The sequence below is a fragment of the Syntrophales bacterium genome (assembly GCA_026417625.1).
Classification (GTDB): Bacteria; Desulfobacterota; Syntrophia; order Syntrophales; family UBA8958; genus JAOACW01.
Genome location: JAOACW010000003.1, coordinates 143412 through 163528, shown reverse-complemented (window position 1 = coordinate 163528; position 20117 = coordinate 143412). Strand labels below are relative to the sequence as shown.

Sequence of the window (20117 nt, the reverse complement as noted above, 5' to 3'; positions counted from 1 at the left end):
TTTACTCCTCTTCTTCTTCTATTAATTCTACATCAAGGCACAAACTCTGAAGTTCCTTGACAAGAACATTGAAGGATTCAGGAAGTCCAGGCTCAAGTGTATGCTCACCTTTAACGATGGCTTCATACATCCTAGTACGTCCAACCACATCATCGGATTTTACCGTCAAAAATTCTTGCAACGAATACGCCGCTCCATATGCCTCCATGGCCCAGACCTCCATTTCTCCCAATCTTTGACCGCCAAACTGGGCCTTACCTCCCAACGGCTGCTGAGTAACCAGCGAATATGGTCCAATGGAGCGAGCATGGATTTTATCATCAACAAGATGATGCAACTTCAGCATATATATCATCCCCACTGTGATCTCTTGATCAAAAGGCTCCCCAGTTCTTCCATCGTAAAGCACCGCTTGCCCAAGCTCGGGTAAATCCGCAGCTCTAAGAAGCCCCCTAATTTCGTCCTCCCGAGCTCCATCAAACACAGGTGATATCATGGGAATCCCTTCTTTCACTTGGTGCACAAGTGCTTCAATTTCCGCATCTGTCGCCGTGTCAACAAAATCAGCAATATCCTTGGATTTATAGATACGCTTCAATTCATCCCTAATTCGTTGGATGTTCCTGTACTTCTCCAGTAACTCGTTTAACTTTTCTCCCAATCCCCTAGCTGCCCAACCGAGATGTGTCTCCAAAATCTGACCAACGTTCATCCGAGAAGGCACACCAAGTGGATTGAGTATTATGTCAACCGGCGTGCCATCGGCAAAGTAAGGCATATCCTCTTCGGGTAGAATTCGCGAAAGTACTCCCTTATTACCATGACGACCCGCCATCTTATCTCCAACGGAAAGTTTCCTCTTAACAGCCACATAAACTTTCACCATCTTCAGCACACCAGGAGGCAATTCATCCCCCGCCTCTAGATGCTCCACTTTAGCCTCATACTGTTTCTTTATCATGTCAATACGGCGTTCCAAATTCGTAAAAATCACATTAAGAGTTTCCTCTGTTTCCGCATCACCCTCCAACGTTATCTCTTTCCAGTACTCAAAAGGCATCTTATCGAGGACATCTTCGGTTATAACATCACCCTTCTTCAGGAAAATCCTTTTCTTCTTGGGATCTGAAAGCCTAGCTCCTACCGTCTTCCCCACTAGAAGACTTTTAATTTTGTCACGTACAGCATCCATAATTATCCTAATCTCATCATCACGATCCTTCTGCAGAGCTCTCCTCGCTTCTTCTTCAAGAGCCAATGCCTTCTTGTCTTTGTCAATACCCTTGCGCGTAAAAATCTTTGCATCAATAACAATACCTTCAACACCTGGCGGCACCCTCAGAGATGTATCCCTGACATCACTGGCCTTCTCTCCAAATATCGCCCTCAAGAGCTTCTCTTCAGGCGAAAGCTGAGTTTCCCCTTTTGGTGTTATTTTACCCACAAGGATGTCTCCTGGTTTAACTGCAACGCCCATCCTGATGATGCCATTTTCATCCAAGTTTTTAAGAGCTTCCTCCCCCACATTGGGAATATCTCGCGTGATCTCTTCCTTGCCCAGTTTAGTATCCCGGGCCATCACCTCAAACTCCTCTATGTGGATGGACGTATAGACATCCTCCTTAACTAACCGCTCACTCACCAAAATTGAATCCTCATAGTTATATCCACCCCAAGACATGAAGGCTACAAGCACATTTCTACCCAGTGCCAGTTCCCCGTTATCAGTAGCAGGTCCGTCGGCAATCACCTGACCTTTACGTACCCTGTCGCCCTTGTTCACCAAGGGTCTCTGATTGAAACACGTATCCTGATTTGATCGTTTGAATTTAGTCAAGTTATATATATCAACCCCTATATCCAAGCCATCCTTCTCCGCTCCATCACTCCTCACCACAATCCGAGATGCATCCACACTTTCCACCACTCCATCGCGCCGCGCCACTACCACAGCCCCCGAATCCTTTGCCACTACCGATTCCATACCTGTGCCCACCAGAGGAACGGCTGGCCTTAAAAGAGGTACAGCCTGCCGCTGCATGTTGGATCCCATAAGCGCACGATTCGCATCATCATGTTCTAGGAAAGGTATGAGAGTCGCCGCTACACTCACCAACTGGTTGGGTGAAACATCAATGTAGTTTACCTCCTCAGGTGCCACTGTCAAAAAGTCGGCCCCTTTCCTCGCAGTAACCATGTCACCAATCAAACGACCGTTCTCATCAACAGGGCAATCAGAAGGAGCAATGATATAATCTTCTTCTTCAATGGCTGTCATGAACCGGATCTTATTCTGTATAACCCCGTTTTCCACCACCCAGTATGGCGTCTCAACAAATCCGAATTCATTGATACGTGCGTATGTGCTGAGCGATACAATCAAACCGATGTTTGGACCTTCCGGAGTTTCAACTGGACATATCCTTCCATAATGGGTGGGATGCACATCACGCACTTCAAAACCTGCTCTCTCTCGTGTCAAACCACCAGGGCCAAGAGCAGACAAACGGCGTTTATGAGTAACCTCGGAAAGAGGATTTGTCTGATCCATAAACTGTGACAACTGACTGCTTCCAAAAAACTCACTAACAACGGCTGTCACCGGCTTAGCATTTACAAGATCGTGGGGCATCAATGTCTCGATATCATGAAGACTCATCTTCTCCTTTATTGCCCTCTCCATCCTAACCAGACCAATACGATACTGGTTTTCGATTAACTCACCAACCGATCTCACCCTTCTATTCCCCAAATGATCTATATCATCTACACTGTAATCCGGAGAACCCATTTTCAAATTCAAAAGGTATTTTACTGCTGCCAGTATATCACTATTCGTGAGAACTGTTACATCCGTTGGTATGTCAAGCCGGAGCTTGTAGTTCATCTTTGCCCTCCCCACATCAGATAGATCATAGGTCGCCGGGTCGAAGAAAAGACTGTGGAAGAAGGCCTGAGCTGTTTCGGGTGTGGGAGGGTTGCTCGGCCTTAACCTTCTGTAGATTTCAATAATGGCGTCCTCCTGAGAATCCACCCTATCAATTAGAAGTGTTTCCCTTATAGAAATATTGCTTCTGTCTTCATCTATGTGAATGAAATTTAATTCTTTTATACCTTTACTCTTTATCTCCTCCAGAATTTCTGGTGTTAATTCCTCGTTGCAGTGGGCTATGACCTCACCCGTTTCCGGGTCCTTTACGTCTGATGATAGGATTTTCCCGATCAGACTTAGTTCGTCGATTTCAATCCTTTCGATACCCGCATCGGTAATCCTCTTCAAAAGCAGCTTGTTTATCTTCCTCCCCTTTCTAACAATAACCTCTCCCGTGCGGGGGTCCTTAATATCCTCCGGCGCCTTTTCACCTATTAGGGATTCACCCACCACCCTCTTGATGGAATCCTCCTCGAAGAAAACCGTCTCAATGTCATAGAAATAATTGAGGATTAACTCCGTGCTATAGCCAAGAGCCTTCAAAAGAACCGTCACAGGCATCTTTCGACGGCGATCTATACGCACATAAAGCAAATCTTTTGAATCAAATTCGAAATCAAGCCACGAACCCCTGATGGGTATAATTCTTGCTGAGTAAACAACCCTACCACTTGCCAGCGTTTTACCTTTATCATGATCGAAAAAAATTCCTGGAGATCTGTGTAACTGATTTACTACCACCCTCTCCGTACCGTTAATGATAAAAGTTCCGTTGGCCGTCATAAGAGGTATCTCACCGAAATAGATCTCTTGCTCTTTGATGTTACTAATCTGGCGAACCCCTGTACTTGGATCCACATCAAAGATCTGAAGACGCACAACGATCCTCATTGGTGCCGCATAGGTTAATCCTTTCTCTAAACATTCCTTTTCATCGTAGCGTGGCTCACCGATTCGATAACTCACAAACTCCAATGAACATCTTCTACTGTAATCAGAAATTGGAAATACGCTTCGAAATGCACCTTGCAGCCCATAATTCTTGCGTTTATCGGGGTCCACATCCTTCTGCAGAAATTTCTCATAGGACTTCAACTGGACCTCGATGAGGTTGGGAATCTCGATTAGTTTTTTTATTCTTCTAAAATCTTTCTTCACGTTATACATAAACACCCTACAGCCTCTCTCAAAGTAACAACCCCCGGAAAAGATGCCCTTCAATGTAAAACATTACTCTATAAACTGTCATGCAATCCCAATTCCGGGGGTAAAAATACTTATTTTATCTCTACCGTTCCACCAACTTCTTCTATCTTTTTCTTAATATCCGCAGCTTCTTCTTTGGAAACACCCACTTTAATGGGTTTCGGCACACCTTCTACAAGATCCTTTGCTTCTTTCAGCCCCAAACCAGTGATAGCTCTAACCACCTTGATCACCTGGATCTTCTGATCACCGAAACCTGTCAGAATCACATCAAATTCCGTCTTCTCTTCCACGTGAGCTGCCTTTTCAACCCCCGGCGTCGCTGCCACTGGCATAGCAACAGGAGCAGCTGCAGAAACTCCAAACCGCTGTTCAAGTTCTTTAACCAATTCTGCAAGTTCCAAAACCGTCATTGACTCAATAAACTTTACTACATCCTCTTTTGTGATCGTCTGTGACATGATCTCCATCCTTTCCTGTATTTTTAATTATCTGACTCTTTCTTACGGCGATAGGCATCAAGAACCTGTACGATACCCCGAGGAACAGCACTCAACACGTTCACCAAACCTGTAGGCACAGCTAACAAAACACCTAGTACCTTGCCCAGCAGGACTTCCCTCCCCGGGAGGGTAGCCAATGCAAAAAGATCTTCTTTCTGCATTATTTTACCACCCATCACTCCCATCCTGAATTCAAGCTCGCTGTTTCTGCGGGCAAAGTCCACAAGTACCTTAGCAGGTTCCACGACATCACCTTTAACAAGCACAAGTGCAAGTGGACCTTCAAATCTATCCCTCAAAACTTCGAGTTCCGTTCCTTCCGAAGCAATGCGCAACAGATTGTTCTTGACGACCCTTAACTCCGCCTGGGCTTTACGTAGATTTCTCCGTAGCTCAGTCATTCTCTCCACATTTAAACCGCTATAAGTCGTCAGCACAGCCATGTCAAAAGATTGCAATTTCTCATGCAATTCAGATACAATTTGTTTTTTCTTTTTACGGTCCAAAATTAAGCCTCCTTTCCCAAATCAAGTGCCGTTCAGAAATCCTGCCGAGGCATCACATCATCTCAACGAAAAGCCCAAACATCATACAGGAAAAGACTTCATATATCCCTTCGTCTCGGCAGGCCGGATCACCGATTAAACACATAGTACCTGCTGTCTTCGACATAAAATCACAGATTTTTAACGCTTAATGGGTCAACTTTTATGCCAGGACCCATAGTGGTCGAAAGTGCAATTCCTCTGAGATACGCCCCCTTGCTGGAAGCTGGCTTTAACCTTATTATTGTCTCCAACACCGCCATTATATTCTCAAGCAGTTTCTCCGGACCAAAGGAGACTTTACCCACCGGTGTGTGAACTATACCTGCTCTCTCAACGCGGAATTCAACCCTACCAGCCTTTAACTCCTTAACCACTCGCCCCACATCAAAAGTAACAGTGCCCATTTTGGGGTTTGGCATAAGACCCCGTGGTCCAAGAATCTTACCCAATTTCCCCACACTTCCCATCATGTCCGGCGTAGCCACAACTCTGTCAAAATCCAACCAACCTTCTTTAATTTTTTCTATCAACTCCTCACCTCCAACATAATCCGCCCCCGCTTCCAAAGCCTCCTTCTCCTTTTCACCCTTTGAAAATACAAGCACACGAACCTGTTTACCAAGCCCATGAGGCAAAACCACACTGCCCCTTACCATTTGATCAGCATGCTGCGGATTAACACCAAGTTTGATAGCGACATCCACCGTTTCATCAAACTTCGCCCTTGCCGTTTGGACAACAATATTTACAGCCTCTTTCAAAGTATACCGTTTGCCCGGAATCAACTTTTTTTTCACTTCCAAATAACTCTTCCCTCTTTTAGCCATATCCTTACCCTCTAAATCCTAATTATCTCTCAATCGCGATGCCCATCGACTTGGCAGTGCCCTCAATAATTCTGATCGCCGCATCCATATCTAGAGCATTCAAATCGTTGAATTTTAGTTCAGCGATTTCTCTTATTTGCTGGGCCGTAACCTTACCTACAATCTCCTTTTTCGGTTCGCTGGAACCTTTGGCAATCTTCGCTGCCTGTTTTAAAAGAACTGAAGCAGGTGGTGTTTTGGTAACAAACGTAAAGGATCTGTCCGAATACACCGTAATGACAACAGGCACAATCATACCTTCTAGGTGCTGCGTCATAGCGTTGTACGCCTTACAGAATTCCATAATATTCACCCCGTGCTGCCCCAGTGCCGGACCTACAGGCGGTGAAGGCGTCGCCTTACCAGCCTTCAACTGAAGCTTTATGTTCGCTATAACTTTCTTTGCCATACAATCAAATAACTCCTTACAGTTTTTTAGCTCTGCACAACCTGAATAAAATCAAGCTCCACAGGGGTCGAACGCCCAAATATACTCACGATCACCCGGACTTTACCCTTTTCAGGTTTTACTTCGTCCACCACACCCTCAAAATTCGTAAATGGTCCATCTATTATCCGCACATGATCACCCACATCAAACTTATGCTTTGGCTTCGGTTTGAGCGTCCCCTCGCTTATACGAGTCTTTAACATTTCTACATCTTTGTCGGGAATGGTCAGGGGTTTATCCCTACCACCAACAAAACCTGTCACCTTAGGAGTATTCTTTACAAGGTGCCACGTTTCCTCATTTAGCTCCATCCTAACGAGAATGTAACCGGGAAAGAACTTACGCTTAGTGGTTTTCTTCTCACCACTTACAAGTTCCACCACATTTTCTTCTGGAATCAACATATCGGAAAAATACTCCTGTTTTCCCGCCGCCTGAATGCGCTCCTGAAGCGAGATCTTTACTTTATTCTCATAACCCGAATAAGTATGTACGACATACCACCGATGTGCCATGACATCCTAACCCAAGATCAGTTTAACGAGTTTCGTCAACCAGAAATCCACAAAGCCCAGAAACGTAGACACTATAAAAACAAATATAATGACCACAGCTGTGGACGTAAACGCCTGTTTTGGCGTAGGCCACGTAACCTTTCTAAGCTCAGCCCTCGCCTCTTGCAAAAAAACCTTCGCCTTTATTAGCCATGCCTTAACTTTATCCATAAAACTCTTTCTGCTTTTACCCTTGATCCTGAAGAGTCAGCTTAAATTTATGGCAGGCCAGGAGGGATTCGAACCCCCAGCATCCGGATTTGGAGTCCGGCGCTCTATCCGTTAGAGCTACTGGCCTGCATGCTGTAAGCCACCTAGTAACATAATCACTTCGTTTCTCTATGAAGTGTATGAGAACGGCAAAACTTACAATATTTCTTGAGTTCGAGACGATTCTGCATCGTCCTTTTGTTCTTCGTAGTCGTATAATTTCTCTGTTTACACTGTGTACACGCAAGTGTTATTATAATCCGCATATTTTAACTCCCCTCTCGCATGGAGCCCACGACCAGGATTGAACTGGCGACCTCATCCTTACCAAGGATGTGCTCTACCTACTGAGCTACGTGGGCTATATACCAACCAAGATCTGACTATATGTCAAACAGTGGAGCGGGAAACGGGATTCGAACCCGCGACCCTCAGCTTGGAAGGCTGATGCTCTAGCCACTGAGCTACTCCCGCTCTCAACTCACAAGGTCCCAACCCACCCCCCTGTTACCTCAATATTAACTTTATGGAGGGGGGAGGATTCGAACCTCCGAAGGCTGAGCCGGCAGATTTACAGTCTGCTCCCTTTGGCCACTCGGGAACCCCTCCAGAATCACCTAAAGTGGAGCTGGCGATGGGACTCGAACCCGCAACCTGCTGATTACAAATCAGCTGCTCTACCCATTGAGCTACGCCAGCCAGTATGTCACTTTCAAAGAACTCACTTTGCTATTATGAAACTAAAATACTATTTTTTTATTTTCAATATGTCAAGAAAATTTTCAAAATTGCTTCGTCACACATAGAAAGCTGCCGCTGCATAACCAACTACTTCCCCTCTATCACCCGTTACATCTCCAGAATTGGCATATTTTAAAATGCTTGCCTTTTTTGAACCACAAAATTTGCACACTTTAATCAGTGTCGCAATAGGTCCACCACCACATGCCTCTACCGTACCTCTTGCGAGCGCCTCCAATAAACCCTTATCATCCATTTCTGAAATATACTTGAGCAGTGCTCCGTCCATCTTAACCGCCCTATCGTAACCGTAAAAATGCGATAGATCAGAACTAGCAACGATCAGTACTTTTTTTCCTGAAACGGAAATTGCCCTGTATATTGTCTCGGCAAGCTCCTTACACAGCTCTTCCGATTGATCACCCATAATCAGAGGCACAAAGGGAGTACCCTTAAACACAAGCTGTAGAAATGGAACCTGAACCTCAATCGCATGTTCTCTTTCATGAATCTCAGGCAGAGAAACACAGCACTTTCCTTCAACAATTAATCTCTCCGCCAATTCCTCATCAACGGGGAGAAGTCCCAAGGGTGTCTCGTAAGCTCCATTGGTAAAAACTGAGACATTATGAAAAAAAGCATAATGGCTCGGTGCAATGACTATAATGGCGTCATACGAGAAATACCTGACCACAGCGTAACCGTACGCCGCTACCTGTCCCGAATAGGTATATCCCGCATGAGGTACCAAAATGCCTTTAGTTATCCCTGGCAATTTCTGCAACGGAACGGCCGCAAGGTATTTCTCTATGCTTATCCTTAGCCTTTCCTCGTTTCCTGGATACCACGTACCGGCATAAATAGCCTTTCTTATCATTGTGAAACCCCTTTAACCCAACCACCATAATGTTCCTTCTGGGGTATCCGCTAACTCAATTCCCATACTTCTCAATCTCTCTCGAATCTCATCCGCTTCTTTCCAATTACCAGCCTTCCGCAATGACTCTCGTTCTTCGATAAGTCTTCTTGCCTCATCACTTATCATAACTTCTTTAAAATTCATGATTCCAAGAACTCTATCAAGAAGCATCATCACATCAAGTACGCGATCACGGGCGCGCTGACCCAATCGATTCTGCGCCATAAGTTTACTTACTTTCCTAACAAAATCAAAAAGTGCTGCAAACGCCATGGCAACATTAAGATCGTCATCCAATGCTGCAAAAAAACTCTGACGCACATCGTATATGTATTGTTCCACTTCTGGGTCCTCATCACCCCCTTTGTGCCGGATCAAACGCTGTATAAAAGAATCTAATCTACGCACAGTATTTTTTGCCGTATCCAGAGCTCCAAAGGAGAAGTTTAGGGGTTTTCTGTAATGAGCGCCTATCAAAAAAAACCTGATTTCCCTGCCTTTGTATCCATACTTTTCAAGATCATCTATGGTAACGGCATTACCTGCAGAACGGGACATCTTTTTTCCTCCGACCATGACAAGTTCGGTTAATAACCAATATCGTGCCATGCGTTTACCCGTCAATCCTTTGCCGATCGCCAAAACATTCTCACAATGAGGGAAAAGAACATCAGTACCACTGGCATGAATATCGTATTCCTCGCCCAGACATGTAAGTCCTAAAGCTGCACACTGTAAGTGCCAGCTGGGTCTTACATTCCCCCAAGGGGTAGCGAAGTAGTATCCCTTCTTTAACTCATTAAGGGTCGCCCTTTTAAAAAGCGTGAAATCACCAGGACTGTCCTTCTCATAGTCGTCAAGATCCACAGTACGACCGTAATCGACTCTCTTCAAATCCACGTGAGACAAACATCCATAACCATCAAGCTTAGATACATCAAAGTAAACAGACCTCAATTTCTCATAGGCGTAACCTCTATCTATCAACCTCTCAACTATCTTTACCATTCGCTCAACATTTTCGAGAGATCTTGGATATTCGCCATCGGTTAATACCTGTAATTTTCTGAGAGACTCCAAAAAGATTTGTGTGCCCCAGTTAGAATAAGAATTGAGATCCATTCCCCTCTGTTCTGCTCCTTGAATGGAACGATCAGCAAGATCCACCACATTTGTTAAATTCCTCACCCGGTAACCTTTAACTTCCAGATACCGCCTCAATAAATCAGACACTACAAATCGCCTAAGACTACCTATATGGGGAATCTCATGAACCGTTGGCCCACACGTATGTATAAGTACTACATCCGGTTTGAGTGGTCTAAAATACTCTTTGGATCTTGTTAGGCTGTTGTACAACTTAATGGTGGTTTCCTGTTTGTCTGTAAACAACTCAGTACTGAGATACCGTTCTCCCCCATCTGGGCATATAACCACTATCAATCCGTCACTCAGTTCTTTTGCCTTTTCTACAGCCACGTACATCGCAGCACCAGAACTCATACCAACAAATAGACCCTCTTCCCGTGCTAGTTTTCTTGCCATCTCAAAAGCATCATCATCAAGAACATTCACCTTCTCATCCAAGCGGTCTTTCTCGAAAATGCCCGGCCTATAAGACTCCTTCATATTCTTCAATCCCTGAATCTTGTGCTGTAAATACGGTTCCACTCCCACAATACGAATAGAGGGATTATACTCCTTTAACTTCTTAGAAACCCCCATGGCTGTGCCCGTTGTTCCTAAACCCACAACAACCATAGAAACTTTACCACCTGTCTGACGCCAAATCTCCTCCGCTGTCCCATGGTAATGGGCTAACACATTATCGGGATTGTTGAACTGATCAGGGCAGAAATAGCGATCGGGATTCTCTCTTAACATGTTGTAAACGTACTCTATCGCACCATCTGTACCCAGCGCGGCAGGAGTAAATATGAGCTCCGCACCCATAGCCTTCAGTATCTTCTTTCGCTCCTCACTCACCGCCTCAGACATCACCAAACACAGACGGTAACCCTTAGCTGCCGCTACAAGGGCCAATCCTATACCTGTATTCCCACTTGTGGCTTCCAGAATTATTTTCCCTCTTGTCAATTCCCCTCTCTCCTCGGCACCCTTGATCATCGCGTACGCTGGCCTATCCTTTATAGATCCCCCAGGGTTAAAATACTCAAGCTTCGCAAAGATCCTAACCCGGGGATTAGGATTCAACCTGCGGATTTCCACAAGAGGGGTATTTCCAATAGTTTCCAGTATACTCCCTAACATTACTGGCAAAAGGCTAGCTCCTGCAGATCTGTCTTAGCTATGGAACTTGATTATAGGTATTTTCAAAAAGGGAACTTCCTCCTCCCGGAGGAGTTCTTCTTCCTCCGGTGTTGTTGTACCCCTAATATTTCTCCTCACTTCCTCACCTCTGTGTATCTTCAATGCTACCTCAGCGAATCTTTCTCCCACATCCTCGAAATTCTCCACCACATAATCCTGGATCATCTTTAAAAAACCCAGAGGCGTAATCTCTACTGTATCTTGTCTCCCATCCCTTCCTCTATCTCCGCTGATTACCCTCAAGGCAGAAGGCAGCACCTGTACTTCAGAACTTCCACACACAGGACACAAAATAAGCTTCTTTTCTTTCTGGTCTTCGAAAGCCACTCTGCTTTGAAACCACCCCTCAAATTTGTGACCTTTTTCACAACTGAGATCGTATATTATCATCTCCCTACACCGTCAAAAAAATGTGGACAACGAGAATCATTTTTTATATGTTAAATACATCGGGATGTGGCCCAGTCTGGTAGGGCACTGCGTTCGGGACGCAGGGGTCGCGCGTTCGAATCGCGCCATCCCGACCATTTTTTAACCCCCAACAACAGAGGCCATCTTGAAAATGGGCAGGTACATAGCAATTATCATGCCTCCAACGACACCCCCAAGAAAAACCATCATCAACGGTTCGAGTAGAGACGTCATCGCCTCTACAGCAGCATCCACCTCATCGTCGTAAAAATCAGCGATCTTTGCCAACATTGTATCCAGAGCACCTGTAGCCTCTCCTACAGAGATCATCTGAATCACCATGGGTGGAAAGATTCCAGTTTCTGCTAATGGTTCCGCAATGCTCTTCCCCTCGGAAATTCTCTTTCTTGTTTCCATAAGTGCCTTTTCTACAACCACATTGCCTGCTGTTTTGCTCACAATGCTAAGACCTTCCAGAATGGGAACCCCGCTGGACAGCATTGTTGACATAGTTCTGGAGAACTTTGCCACTGCTACCTTACCTAGAAGTGGACCAAATACGGGGGCCTTCAGTAACATACTATCGATCAATAACCTACCTTTTTCGGTGGATCGGAAGCGTTTAAATGCATAACTACACGCCACCACAATTCCGACCATCACAAGGAAGTATTTCTGGGTAAATGCACTAGCGTTAACAAGAAACTGCGTTGGTGCGGGTAACTCTCCACCCATACCCTCAAACATCTTTTGAAAAACAGGAATCACCTTAAGAAGAAGTAGTGCCACAACACCCAAAGAGATCACAAGCACACTGATGGGGTATGTCATTGCTCCTTTTACCTTGCTTTTCAGTTTAAGAGCCTTTTCCATATAATTAGAGAGACGCTGGAGAATCACATCTAATATACCACCACTTTCACCAGCTGCTACCAGATTCACAAAAAGCTCATCGAAAACCTTGGGATGTTTTTTCAGGGCTTCACATAAAGTCATCCCGCCTTCAATATCCGCCTTCACTGTGAGGATCACCTGCTTAAACGTCCTGTTTTTCTCCTGCTGCGCAAGTAGATCCAAACACTGTATAAGAGGAAGTCCGGCGTTTATCATTGTAGAAAAAATCCTCGCGAAAACAACAATTTCCTTTTCCTTGACCTTCGGTTTTAAAAAAGGAATATACTCAGAAATATCTTTCGGCTTAGCCTTTACCTCTATAGACCGAAACCCCTGGCGCCTGAGAAGATTCCTGACCGCCGCTTCATCGGGACCTTCAAGTTCGCCTCTTTTTATCTCTCCCTTTCTATTTGTCGCCTCCCACACAAACACAGGCATACTTAACTCTTCCTCAATTTGGAAAAAATTGTATAAAGGGCAACCCCAGTCGCAACTGAAACGTTTAAAGAATTTATTTTCCCTACCATGGGTATTGCAAAAAGAAAATCACATTTTTCCCTGATGAGAGGCCGTATCCCTTTCTCTTCCCCCCCCACTACAAGGGCCACGTCTCCATCAAATCGCAACGCATCAATTTCCCACGGTGCATCTGCCTCTGCCCCGTAAACCCAGAAACCTTCTTTCTTCAAAAAATCAATCGCACTGGCCAGATTGGTCACTGTAATAACTGGTGTGTAATTAATCGCACCAGCAGAGGTCTTAACCACCACTGGGGTTACAGAAACAGAACGATGCCTTGGGATCAAAATCCCATTCACACCAAAGCAATGCGCCGTCCTAACAATTGCTCCCAGATTTTGGGGATCGGTTACACCATCCAAAGCAACTACTACCTTACCCTTCAACCTCGGGTGAATCTCTCTTATCACATCATGCAGAGAAAACTGCTTAAAACCTTTTACGAAGGCAACTATTCCCTGATGGGAACCTCCTTGGGATAACCTGTCCAAATTGCGTCTTTCACTGTACTCAACATTTATTCCATTTTGCAATGCAATATTTAAAACCTCATCAAGGGACGACCATCTCGATCCCGAAGCAACCATCAGTTTAGAAACCCTTTCGGGAGCAGCAATGAGCAATTCCCTTACGGGGTTCCTCCCATACACAATTTTCCACTCATCCATCTTTTAAGCAAACGCTCATTCCAACTCGTCATACTCTCCTATAAACTCTGTATAATCTTCTTCAATGTGTCTGTAGTTAACCTTGGCATCCACAAGATACTCAGGACGAGCATAGGTTACCTTACCTGCTGCAATTTCTCTCAGAGCCACCACTATTTCCTTGTTGTTCCTAGGATCAACCAATGGTTTTGCCCCCTTCAGTAGTTGCCTTGCCCGATTTGTCGTAAGATGCACAAGGGCAAACCGATTTTTGGCTTTCTCTAAAGCATCTTCAATTGTTATTCTTGCCATAGAACCTCCCATTATTAATGAACTCATTTTCCCAAAGTTCCTCAACAAATCGCATCATACGATCCCTGCGGCACTTCTCGGCTAAATAAATAGCCCGCAGTTTCCTCACTGCCTCGCTCAAATCATCATTAACTATAATATAATCATACCAGAAAACCTCCTTTATCTCATCCCTTGCCCTAGCAAAACGTGATTCCAAAGTCTCCCTTGCTTCACAACCCCGACGGGCCAACCTTTTGTAAAGCTCCTCAAAACTGGGTGGCAAAATAAAAACAAAAACACCCCCAGGTAACCGTTCCTTCAAAATCTTAGCACCTCGGTGATCCACGTCAACAAGAACATCCTTACCTTGAAGCAGAGCTTCCTTAATAGCTACTTCATCCGTGCCATAAAGGTATCCAAAATTCTCTGCCCACTCCAAAAAATCACCCCTTTCCAACTTTGCCAAGAATTCCTCTTTGGACACAAAGTGGTAGTCTCTACCTTCAATTTCCCCCGGTCTTTTTGGCCTGGTGGTGTAGGAAACGGAAAACACAAGGTTCGGACATGATTTCAAAAGTTCTGAACACATTGTCGTTTTCCCTGTCCCCGAGGGTGCCGATACAACTATATACAAACTGCTTTTACCTTCCATCACTCAATATTCTGCGCTTGCTCCCTTATCTTTGCAATCTCGTTCTTAACATCAATCACGTACTTAGTTATCGTTATATCATTGCTTTTAGAACCAACAGTATTAATTTCCCTGTTCATTTCCTGTAGTAAAAAGTCTATCTTTCTACCAATGACCCCACCATCTGCAAGCAATTTGTGGAATTGATCTATGTGACTTCGAAGACGGACAATTTCTTCTGTAACATCACATCTCTCGGCAAAAAAGGCAACTTCCTGATAGATTCTATTTTCATCAACGTCTTTTGCATCAAGAAGTTCCCTTATGCGATCTATTAACCTTTCACGGTACTCCCGAACAACCCAAGGTGAACGTTCTTCTATGAAATCCAAATACTCGCTTACCTGATTTACACGACCTATGAGGTCTTCCTTCAATGATTCCCCTTCCCTAATACGCATTTCCTTAAGTGCACATATGGCACTCTGAAAAATCCCTTCCAGATCGTTCCATTCGAACATACTCGAGCACATGTGACCCGGGGTAACAAAAATATCTTTAAAAAGAGCGATGAGAGAAACATCGACTTCGCCTCCGAGACTTAGCTCCGTTTTAAGCAATTTCAAAAGTTCCAAGTACCGACGTGCAAGCTGGATATTCACAGAAGGGAGGGTCTCTAAATCCCCTCCATCACTTAAATTATCCATCCAAACGGTCACCTCGATGCGACCTCGGGAAAATGCGCCTGCAAGTTTCTTCCTTATTTCATATTCCCAATAAGAAAGAGAAGGCGGAAGGCGTAACACTATTTCTAGAAATCTATGATTAAGTGATTTTAACTCTACAATAATTCTCTTACCTCTCACCACTCCTTCTGCCCTACCGTAACCAGTCATACTGGCAATCATGACCTCAACCACCTCAACTGCTCTAAATACTTCCTCCTTATACCCCCCAGCATCCGCCGTACAGTCGATGAAGCATAATCCGGGTATGTCCAGGGCAATCCCCGAAATTCACCGTGCTGGAATATGAGAGTTAAATCTGCCCACACTCCTTTGCCAATGTAAGGCCGGTGGGCATATGGTTTTCCCGTAGCCAGAATTAAATGTCCTTCTGAGATATACCCCGGGTCTATATTTATCTGCCTCTTTTCCCCAACCCTCCATCTGTCTTCCAGTTCGTTCATCCTCCGTTTCACCTCTGGTAAAACATCGGGCATTATTAGCGATTCAAAAGACACAAACCTTCTCTTCAATTCCTTCCCCATTTCCTCTTCGTAGTAATCCGTGTAATTAAAATCAAATAACTCACTTATGAAATCCGGTCTTCCATACTCCTCTGCTAGAATACCAATACACTTTCCAATTAAACCAACATTCCTGGATAGTAAACTAACGATAAGCTTCACAGGTGGAGATATCTTAAGAACACTCACAGAACTCTCTTTAACTCCCGGGGACTAACCGTTGCAGTTCCAATCTTACCAACAGCTACACCCGCTGCTCTATTAGCCAGGAACGCAGCCTCCTTGAAACTGGCCCCTGCCGCCAAAGCAAGGAGCAAAAACACCTATCGCTGTATCCCCGGCTCCAGTTACATCAAATACCTCACGGGCATTGGCAGGAAACTCTGTGTGAATCGTATCACTTCCTTTCTCAAACAAACTCATACCCTCTTCACCACGCGTGATAAGAACCGCCCTTAGATCATAGGTGGTTAGAATCTCATTTCCTGCTCGCAAAAGAGTGCTTCGATCACGGATCTCATAACCCACTACCCGCTCAGCTTCATGATTATTCGGCGTAACCACATCCGCCCCACGATAAATACTATAATTATTCTTCTTCGGGTCAACACATACGACAATACCACTACCCTTTACCAATTCTCTGATACCCTTCATAAGCGTTTCTGTTACAACTCCTTTTCCATAATCAGAAACAACAATAGCACCAATTCTGTCTCTAAGCGTTTCCAACACTCCCAATATGTGCTCCTCACTCTGTACATCAATGGGTTTGCGACTCTCTCTGTCAAACCTGACTACCTGCTGGTTATGTGCAATAATTCTTGTCTTTATGGTAGTTTTTCTGTTCGGTTCGATAACAACACCATTCGTATCGACATTTCTCATCCTAAGTTCATTTATAATATACCGGCCCATTTCATCATCACCTACAACACCTGCGCCATAGACCTGCCCACCAAGGGCATAAATGTTATTCATCACGTTGGCACCACCTCCGAGAAGCAGCCTATCCGACTCCACCTCAACCACAGGGACCGGAGCTTCCGGTGAAATTCTGGTAACCTTACCCCAAATGAAGTGATCAACCATCAGATCTCCCACAACAAAAACGGACGCACAGGTAAATCTATCTACAAGACCAATTGCCCGTGACCGTGGCACTGTATAACCTCTCATAAGAACATCCCAAAGCCGTAGATGAATAAAACCATAAAAATTCAACTCACATTTTTCAGAAAACGACAATCTCTTTTATCGTTGATAAACCGTAATTTTTAGCGTAAATAGAATCTAAAATCAACCAATATACAAGCTTAAGGTCGAAATGGGAATAAAAGCTAGATCTGCTTTGATAGTAACCACATCAGTCGCTGTAACAGCATTTTTCTCAGTTTATGCTCTGATCTTTGCCCTAATCGGGGCAGGGGAGAACTCCATACATAAAATAGCAAGGATATGGGCAAGAATTCTACTCCGCATCGCAAACATCAAAGTGGATGTTAAAGGAAAAGAAAATGTAATTCCAGATAAACCACAGATCTTCATGGCCAATCACCAAAGTGACCTCGATGTACTCATAACCTTAGCTCACGTACCGGGACAATTTAGATGGATTGCCAAAAAAGAACTCTTTCGTATCCCTGTATTCGGCAGAGCAATGAAAAAAGCTGGGTACATACCCATTGACAGAGAAAATAGACAAGAAGCACTGAAGAGCCTCAATGAGGCAGCAATGAAGATAAAAGAAGGTAAGTCTGTCATGAGTTTCCCAGAAGGAACGCGCAGCGCAGACGGAACAATTAAACCCTTCAAACAGGGAATGTTCTATCTTGCCATCCAATCGGGCGTTCCCATTGTGCCAATAACTATAATTGGTGCGGCAGAGCTTATGAAAAAACGGTCCCTTACGGTCAAACCGGGTACAATAAAGCTAATAATAGATAAGCCCGTTGACGTATCATCCTACACCTTAGAAACGCGGTACGAGCTCATCGAACAAGTAAGGAATATCATTATTCAGAACTTTAACACCGGCTATAAAAACGATTCTGATGGCTGAAAAAGATAGTAAGGTGTTCAGAAATCCTCAAGAGATAAAAGGGCTGATATTTTCAACCGTGGGTCTTGTTCTTCTACTCTCCCTAGGATCTTACAACCCACATGATCCATCTTTTACAAATTTCGTTGCAGAACCTGAGAAAGTCCACAACCTAATAGGCACATTTGGTTCCTACACTGCCGATACACTTATCCGGCTTTTCGGCATAAGTTCTCTACTTTTACCCGTAGGGTCCTTTATAGTTGCGTACCGTTATTTCGCAAAGCAGAAATACTCGATAAATCCGACCGCTGTTTTCTGTTATGCCGGTCTAATAATTGCTCTTTCTACATTTACCGCTCAAATAACTGAATACGTAAGTATCTACGGTACGAAAATCCGTACTGGAGGATGGTTTGGTTATTTGGTCAAGAACTTCCTTAAAACATATCTCAACACAGTTGGTTGTGCTCTAATATCTGTGGTATTTCTTATACTGTGTATTCTCTCTGTGCTTGATTTCTCTCTCATACACTTCCTCAAGAATGCATACGTGAAATTGAAGACTCTAACCAAAACAAAAGAAGAAATTTCGGAAAGTACTTCGGTGTATGTTGCCACTTTTCCAGAAAAGCCCGAACTCAACTTTGGTGATGCCTCACCGGTAAGAATCGCAGAACCAGACACGTTAAAAGCAGAGATTGAGGTTCACAAAACCTTAGAGGAAAACGAAACAGCATATACACTTCCACCATTGACACTTCTTGACGATCCAGGGAAAAGGGAAATACGCATGAGAAGAGAGGCACTTCTCGCCAATGCCAGGATACTGGAGCGCAAGCTTGCTGATTTTGGCGTACTAGGAAAGGTAGTGGAGATACATCCTGGACCAGTTATCACGATGTATGAACTCGAACCTGCTCCGGGAGTGAAAATCAACCGAATAACCTCTCTATCCGATGATCTCGCCTTAGCCCTAAAAGCAACCTCAATTCGAATGATTGTACCACTACCGGGAAAATCAGCCATCGGTATTGAGATACCAAATCCGGAAAGAGAACAGGTCAAATTGAAAACCACGCTGGATACTGAAACATTCCACAACACAACCTATAAAATTCCCATAGCCCTTGGCGTAGACATTGTGGGTAACCCTGTGATAGCCGATTTGACCCGTATGCCCCATCTACTCATTGCGGGAACAACTGGTTCGGGGAAAAGTGTATTCCTCAATGCCATGCTCTTGAGTATACTCTTTAAAGCATCTCCCAACGAGGTGAAACTCATACTCATTGATCCCAAAAGATTAGAGTTTTCCTTGTATGAAGGTATACCTCACCTCCTCCATCCTGTCGTATTAGACCCTAAGAAAGCCGCCAATGTACTCAGATGGGCTGTTGAGGAAATGGAGAGACGTTATCGTATAATGGGAGAACTGGGGGTGAAAAGCATAAATAATTATAATGAAACAATTGAAAAAAGTTCCTCTGCACCAAATCCGTTACCCTATATCGTAATTTTCATCGACGAACTTGCTGATCTAATGTTGGTGGCCCAGCGCAATGTGGAGGAGTCATTGGCACGCATTTCACAGATGGCCAGGGCCTCAGGAATCCATCTGATAATTGCCACCCAAAGNCCTTCTGTTGACGTGATAACAGGTGTAATTAAGGCGAACTTCCCCACCAGGATATCCTTTCAGGTCTCCTCAAAGGTGGATTCACGGACCATTCTGGATCAACTGGGAGCTGAAACACTCCTCGGTGATGGTGACATGTTGTTCATGCCGCCCGGTACATCAAAACTTATGCGCATACACGGACCATACGTTTCAGATAGTGAAATCTTGAAAGTAGTGGATTTCGTGAAGAACCAGGCAAAACCTACATACGATGAAACCATCATCTTGTGGGAAGAGGAAAAAGCTGCCCCAAAAACCGAGGAGTACGACGAGAAATACGATGCCGCGGTGTCCCTCGTCTGTGAGCTAGGACAGGCCTCCATTTCCCTTATTCAACGGTATCTGAAAATAGGTTACAACAGAGCGGCTAGGATAATTGAACGGATGGAAGCTGAAGGTATTGTTGGTCCATCCGATGGAGTGAAGCCCCGAAAGGTTTTAGTACAGAAAAAACCCGGTCATTCCCATTGAGGAAACCAGACCAGTAAA

At 44.4% G+C, this 20117-nt stretch carries 20 protein-coding genes and 6 tRNA genes; 3 read left to right on the top strand and 23 right to left on the bottom strand.

Annotated features, from left to right (window positions below; all coding sequences use genetic code 11):
* Position 1: 1 nt before the first annotated feature.
* From rpoB to N2317_03475, 16 genes are all read right to left on the bottom strand, one after another.
* Positions 2–4099, bottom strand: a complete 4098-nt coding sequence (rpoB, locus tag N2317_03550) for a DNA-directed RNA polymerase subunit beta (GenBank protein MCX7816571.1) — start codon at positions 4097–4099, stop codon at positions 2–4.
* A 110-nt stretch (positions 4100–4209) separates the two neighbouring features.
* Positions 4210–4599: a 50S ribosomal protein L7/L12 gene (rplL, locus tag N2317_03545; protein ID MCX7816570.1), complete on the bottom strand. Its 390-nt coding sequence runs from the start codon at positions 4597–4599 to the stop codon at positions 4210–4212.
* A gap of 23 nt (positions 4600–4622) precedes the next feature.
* Positions 4623–5147, bottom strand: coding sequence for a 50S ribosomal protein L10 (rplJ, locus tag N2317_03540; GenBank protein MCX7816569.1), 525 nt, complete (start codon positions 5145–5147; stop codon positions 4623–4625).
* Positions 5148–5317: 170 nt separating this feature from the next.
* On the bottom strand, positions 5318–6016 hold the full coding sequence (rplA, locus tag N2317_03535) for a 50S ribosomal protein L1 (GenBank protein MCX7816568.1): 699 nt from the start codon (positions 6014–6016) through the stop codon (positions 5318–5320).
* A gap of 22 nt (positions 6017–6038) precedes the next feature.
* The gene (gene rplK, locus N2317_03530) at positions 6039–6464 is read right to left on the bottom strand and encodes a 50S ribosomal protein L11 (GenBank protein ID MCX7816567.1); all 426 of its coding nucleotides are present in this window, start codon (positions 6462–6464) and stop codon (positions 6039–6041) included.
* 26 nt (positions 6465–6490) lie between these two features.
* Positions 6491–7021: a transcription termination/antitermination protein NusG gene (gene nusG, locus N2317_03525; protein ID MCX7816566.1), complete on the bottom strand. Its 531-nt coding sequence runs from the start codon at positions 7019–7021 to the stop codon at positions 6491–6493.
* A 6-nt stretch (positions 7022–7027) separates the two neighbouring features.
* The gene (gene secE / locus N2317_03520; GenBank protein ID MCX7816565.1) at positions 7028–7231 is read right to left on the bottom strand and encodes a preprotein translocase subunit SecE; all 204 of its coding nucleotides are present in this window, start codon (positions 7229–7231) and stop codon (positions 7028–7030) included.
* Positions 7232–7281: 50 nt separating this feature from the next.
* Positions 7282–7358, bottom strand: a tRNA-Trp gene (locus N2317_03515).
* A gap of 28 nt (positions 7359–7386) precedes the next feature.
* The gene (rpmG, locus tag N2317_03510; GenBank protein ID MCX7816564.1) at positions 7387–7536 is read right to left on the bottom strand and encodes a 50S ribosomal protein L33; all 150 of its coding nucleotides are present in this window, start codon (positions 7534–7536) and stop codon (positions 7387–7389) included.
* Between the two features lie 20 nt (positions 7537–7556).
* Positions 7557–7632 (bottom strand) — tRNA-Thr (locus N2317_03505).
* Positions 7633–7668: 36 nt separating this feature from the next.
* A tRNA-Gly gene (locus tag N2317_03500) sits at positions 7669–7744 on the bottom strand.
* A gap of 53 nt (positions 7745–7797) precedes the next feature.
* Positions 7798–7879: transfer RNA gene (locus N2317_03495), tRNA-Tyr, on the bottom strand.
* A 14-nt stretch (positions 7880–7893) separates the two neighbouring features.
* Positions 7894–7969 (bottom strand) — tRNA-Thr (locus tag N2317_03490).
* Positions 7970–8066: 97 nt separating this feature from the next.
* Positions 8067–8888, bottom strand: coding sequence for an AmmeMemoRadiSam system protein B (gene amrB, locus N2317_03485; protein MCX7816563.1), 822 nt, complete (start codon positions 8886–8888; stop codon positions 8067–8069).
* Between the two features lie 12 nt (positions 8889–8900).
* A complete protein-coding gene (cysS, locus tag N2317_03480; GenBank protein MCX7816562.1) occupies positions 8901–11201 on the bottom strand; it encodes a cysteine--tRNA ligase in 2301 nt (766 codons plus the stop codon).
* A 33-nt stretch (positions 11202–11234) separates the two neighbouring features.
* A complete protein-coding gene (locus tag N2317_03475) occupies positions 11235–11651 on the bottom strand; it encodes a DUF1178 family protein (GenBank protein ID MCX7816561.1) in 417 nt (138 codons plus the stop codon).
* A gap of 60 nt (positions 11652–11711) precedes the next feature.
* Between N2317_03475 and N2317_03470 the strand changes: the two genes are divergently transcribed.
* Positions 11712–11788: transfer RNA gene (locus N2317_03470), tRNA-Pro, on the top strand.
* A gap of 4 nt (positions 11789–11792) precedes the next feature.
* Here the strand turns inward: N2317_03470 and N2317_03465 are convergent.
* The 7 genes from N2317_03465 to N2317_03435 form a co-directional block, all read right to left on the bottom strand.
* Positions 11793–13004 carry a type II secretion system F family protein gene (locus N2317_03465; protein MCX7816560.1) on the bottom strand — a complete coding sequence of 404 codons (1212 nt, stop codon included), beginning with the start codon at positions 13002–13004 and terminating at the stop codon, positions 11793–11795.
* 2 nt (positions 13005–13006) lie between these two features.
* Positions 13007–13753: a 23S rRNA (guanosine(2251)-2'-O)-methyltransferase RlmB gene (rlmB, locus tag N2317_03460; GenBank protein ID MCX7816559.1), complete on the bottom strand. Its 747-nt coding sequence runs from the start codon at positions 13751–13753 to the stop codon at positions 13007–13009.
* Positions 13754–13768: 15 nt separating this feature from the next.
* Positions 13769–14044 (bottom strand): DNA-directed RNA polymerase subunit omega, encoded by a 276-nt coding sequence (rpoZ, locus tag N2317_03455; protein ID MCX7816558.1) that lies wholly within the window; start codon positions 14042–14044, stop codon positions 13769–13771.
* Positions 14025–14678, bottom strand: a complete 654-nt coding sequence (gmk, locus tag N2317_03450; protein MCX7816557.1) for a guanylate kinase — start codon at positions 14676–14678, stop codon at positions 14025–14027. Before gmk ends, rpoZ begins: the two co-directional genes overlap by 20 nt.
* Positions 14678–15565 carry a YicC family protein gene (locus N2317_03445; GenBank protein ID MCX7816556.1) on the bottom strand — a complete coding sequence of 296 codons (888 nt, stop codon included), beginning with the start codon at positions 15563–15565 and terminating at the stop codon, positions 14678–14680. Before N2317_03445 ends, gmk begins: the two co-directional genes overlap by 1 nt.
* Positions 15562–16095 carry a DUF4416 family protein gene (locus N2317_03440; protein ID MCX7816555.1) on the bottom strand — a complete coding sequence of 178 codons (534 nt, stop codon included), beginning with the start codon at positions 16093–16095 and terminating at the stop codon, positions 15562–15564. The genes N2317_03445 and N2317_03440 overlap by 4 nt, the downstream gene beginning before the upstream one ends.
* Before the next feature lie 72 nt (positions 16096–16167).
* On the bottom strand, positions 16168–17085 hold the full coding sequence (locus N2317_03435; protein MCX7816554.1) for a PfkB family carbohydrate kinase: 918 nt from the start codon (positions 17083–17085) through the stop codon (positions 16168–16170).
* Between the two features lie 148 nt (positions 17086–17233).
* On the opposite strand from N2317_03435, the gene N2317_03430 reads away from it, so the two are divergent.
* Both N2317_03430 and N2317_03425 read left to right on the top strand, forming a co-directional pair.
* Positions 17234–17968 (top strand): 1-acyl-sn-glycerol-3-phosphate acyltransferase, encoded by a 735-nt coding sequence (locus N2317_03430; protein MCX7816553.1) that lies wholly within the window; start codon positions 17234–17236, stop codon positions 17966–17968.
* Positions 17961–20099: a DNA translocase FtsK gene (locus N2317_03425; GenBank protein MCX7816552.1), complete on the top strand. Its 2139-nt coding sequence runs from the start codon at positions 17961–17963 to the stop codon at positions 20097–20099. Before N2317_03430 ends, N2317_03425 begins: the two co-directional genes overlap by 8 nt.
* Positions 20100–20117: the final 18 nt, after the last annotated feature.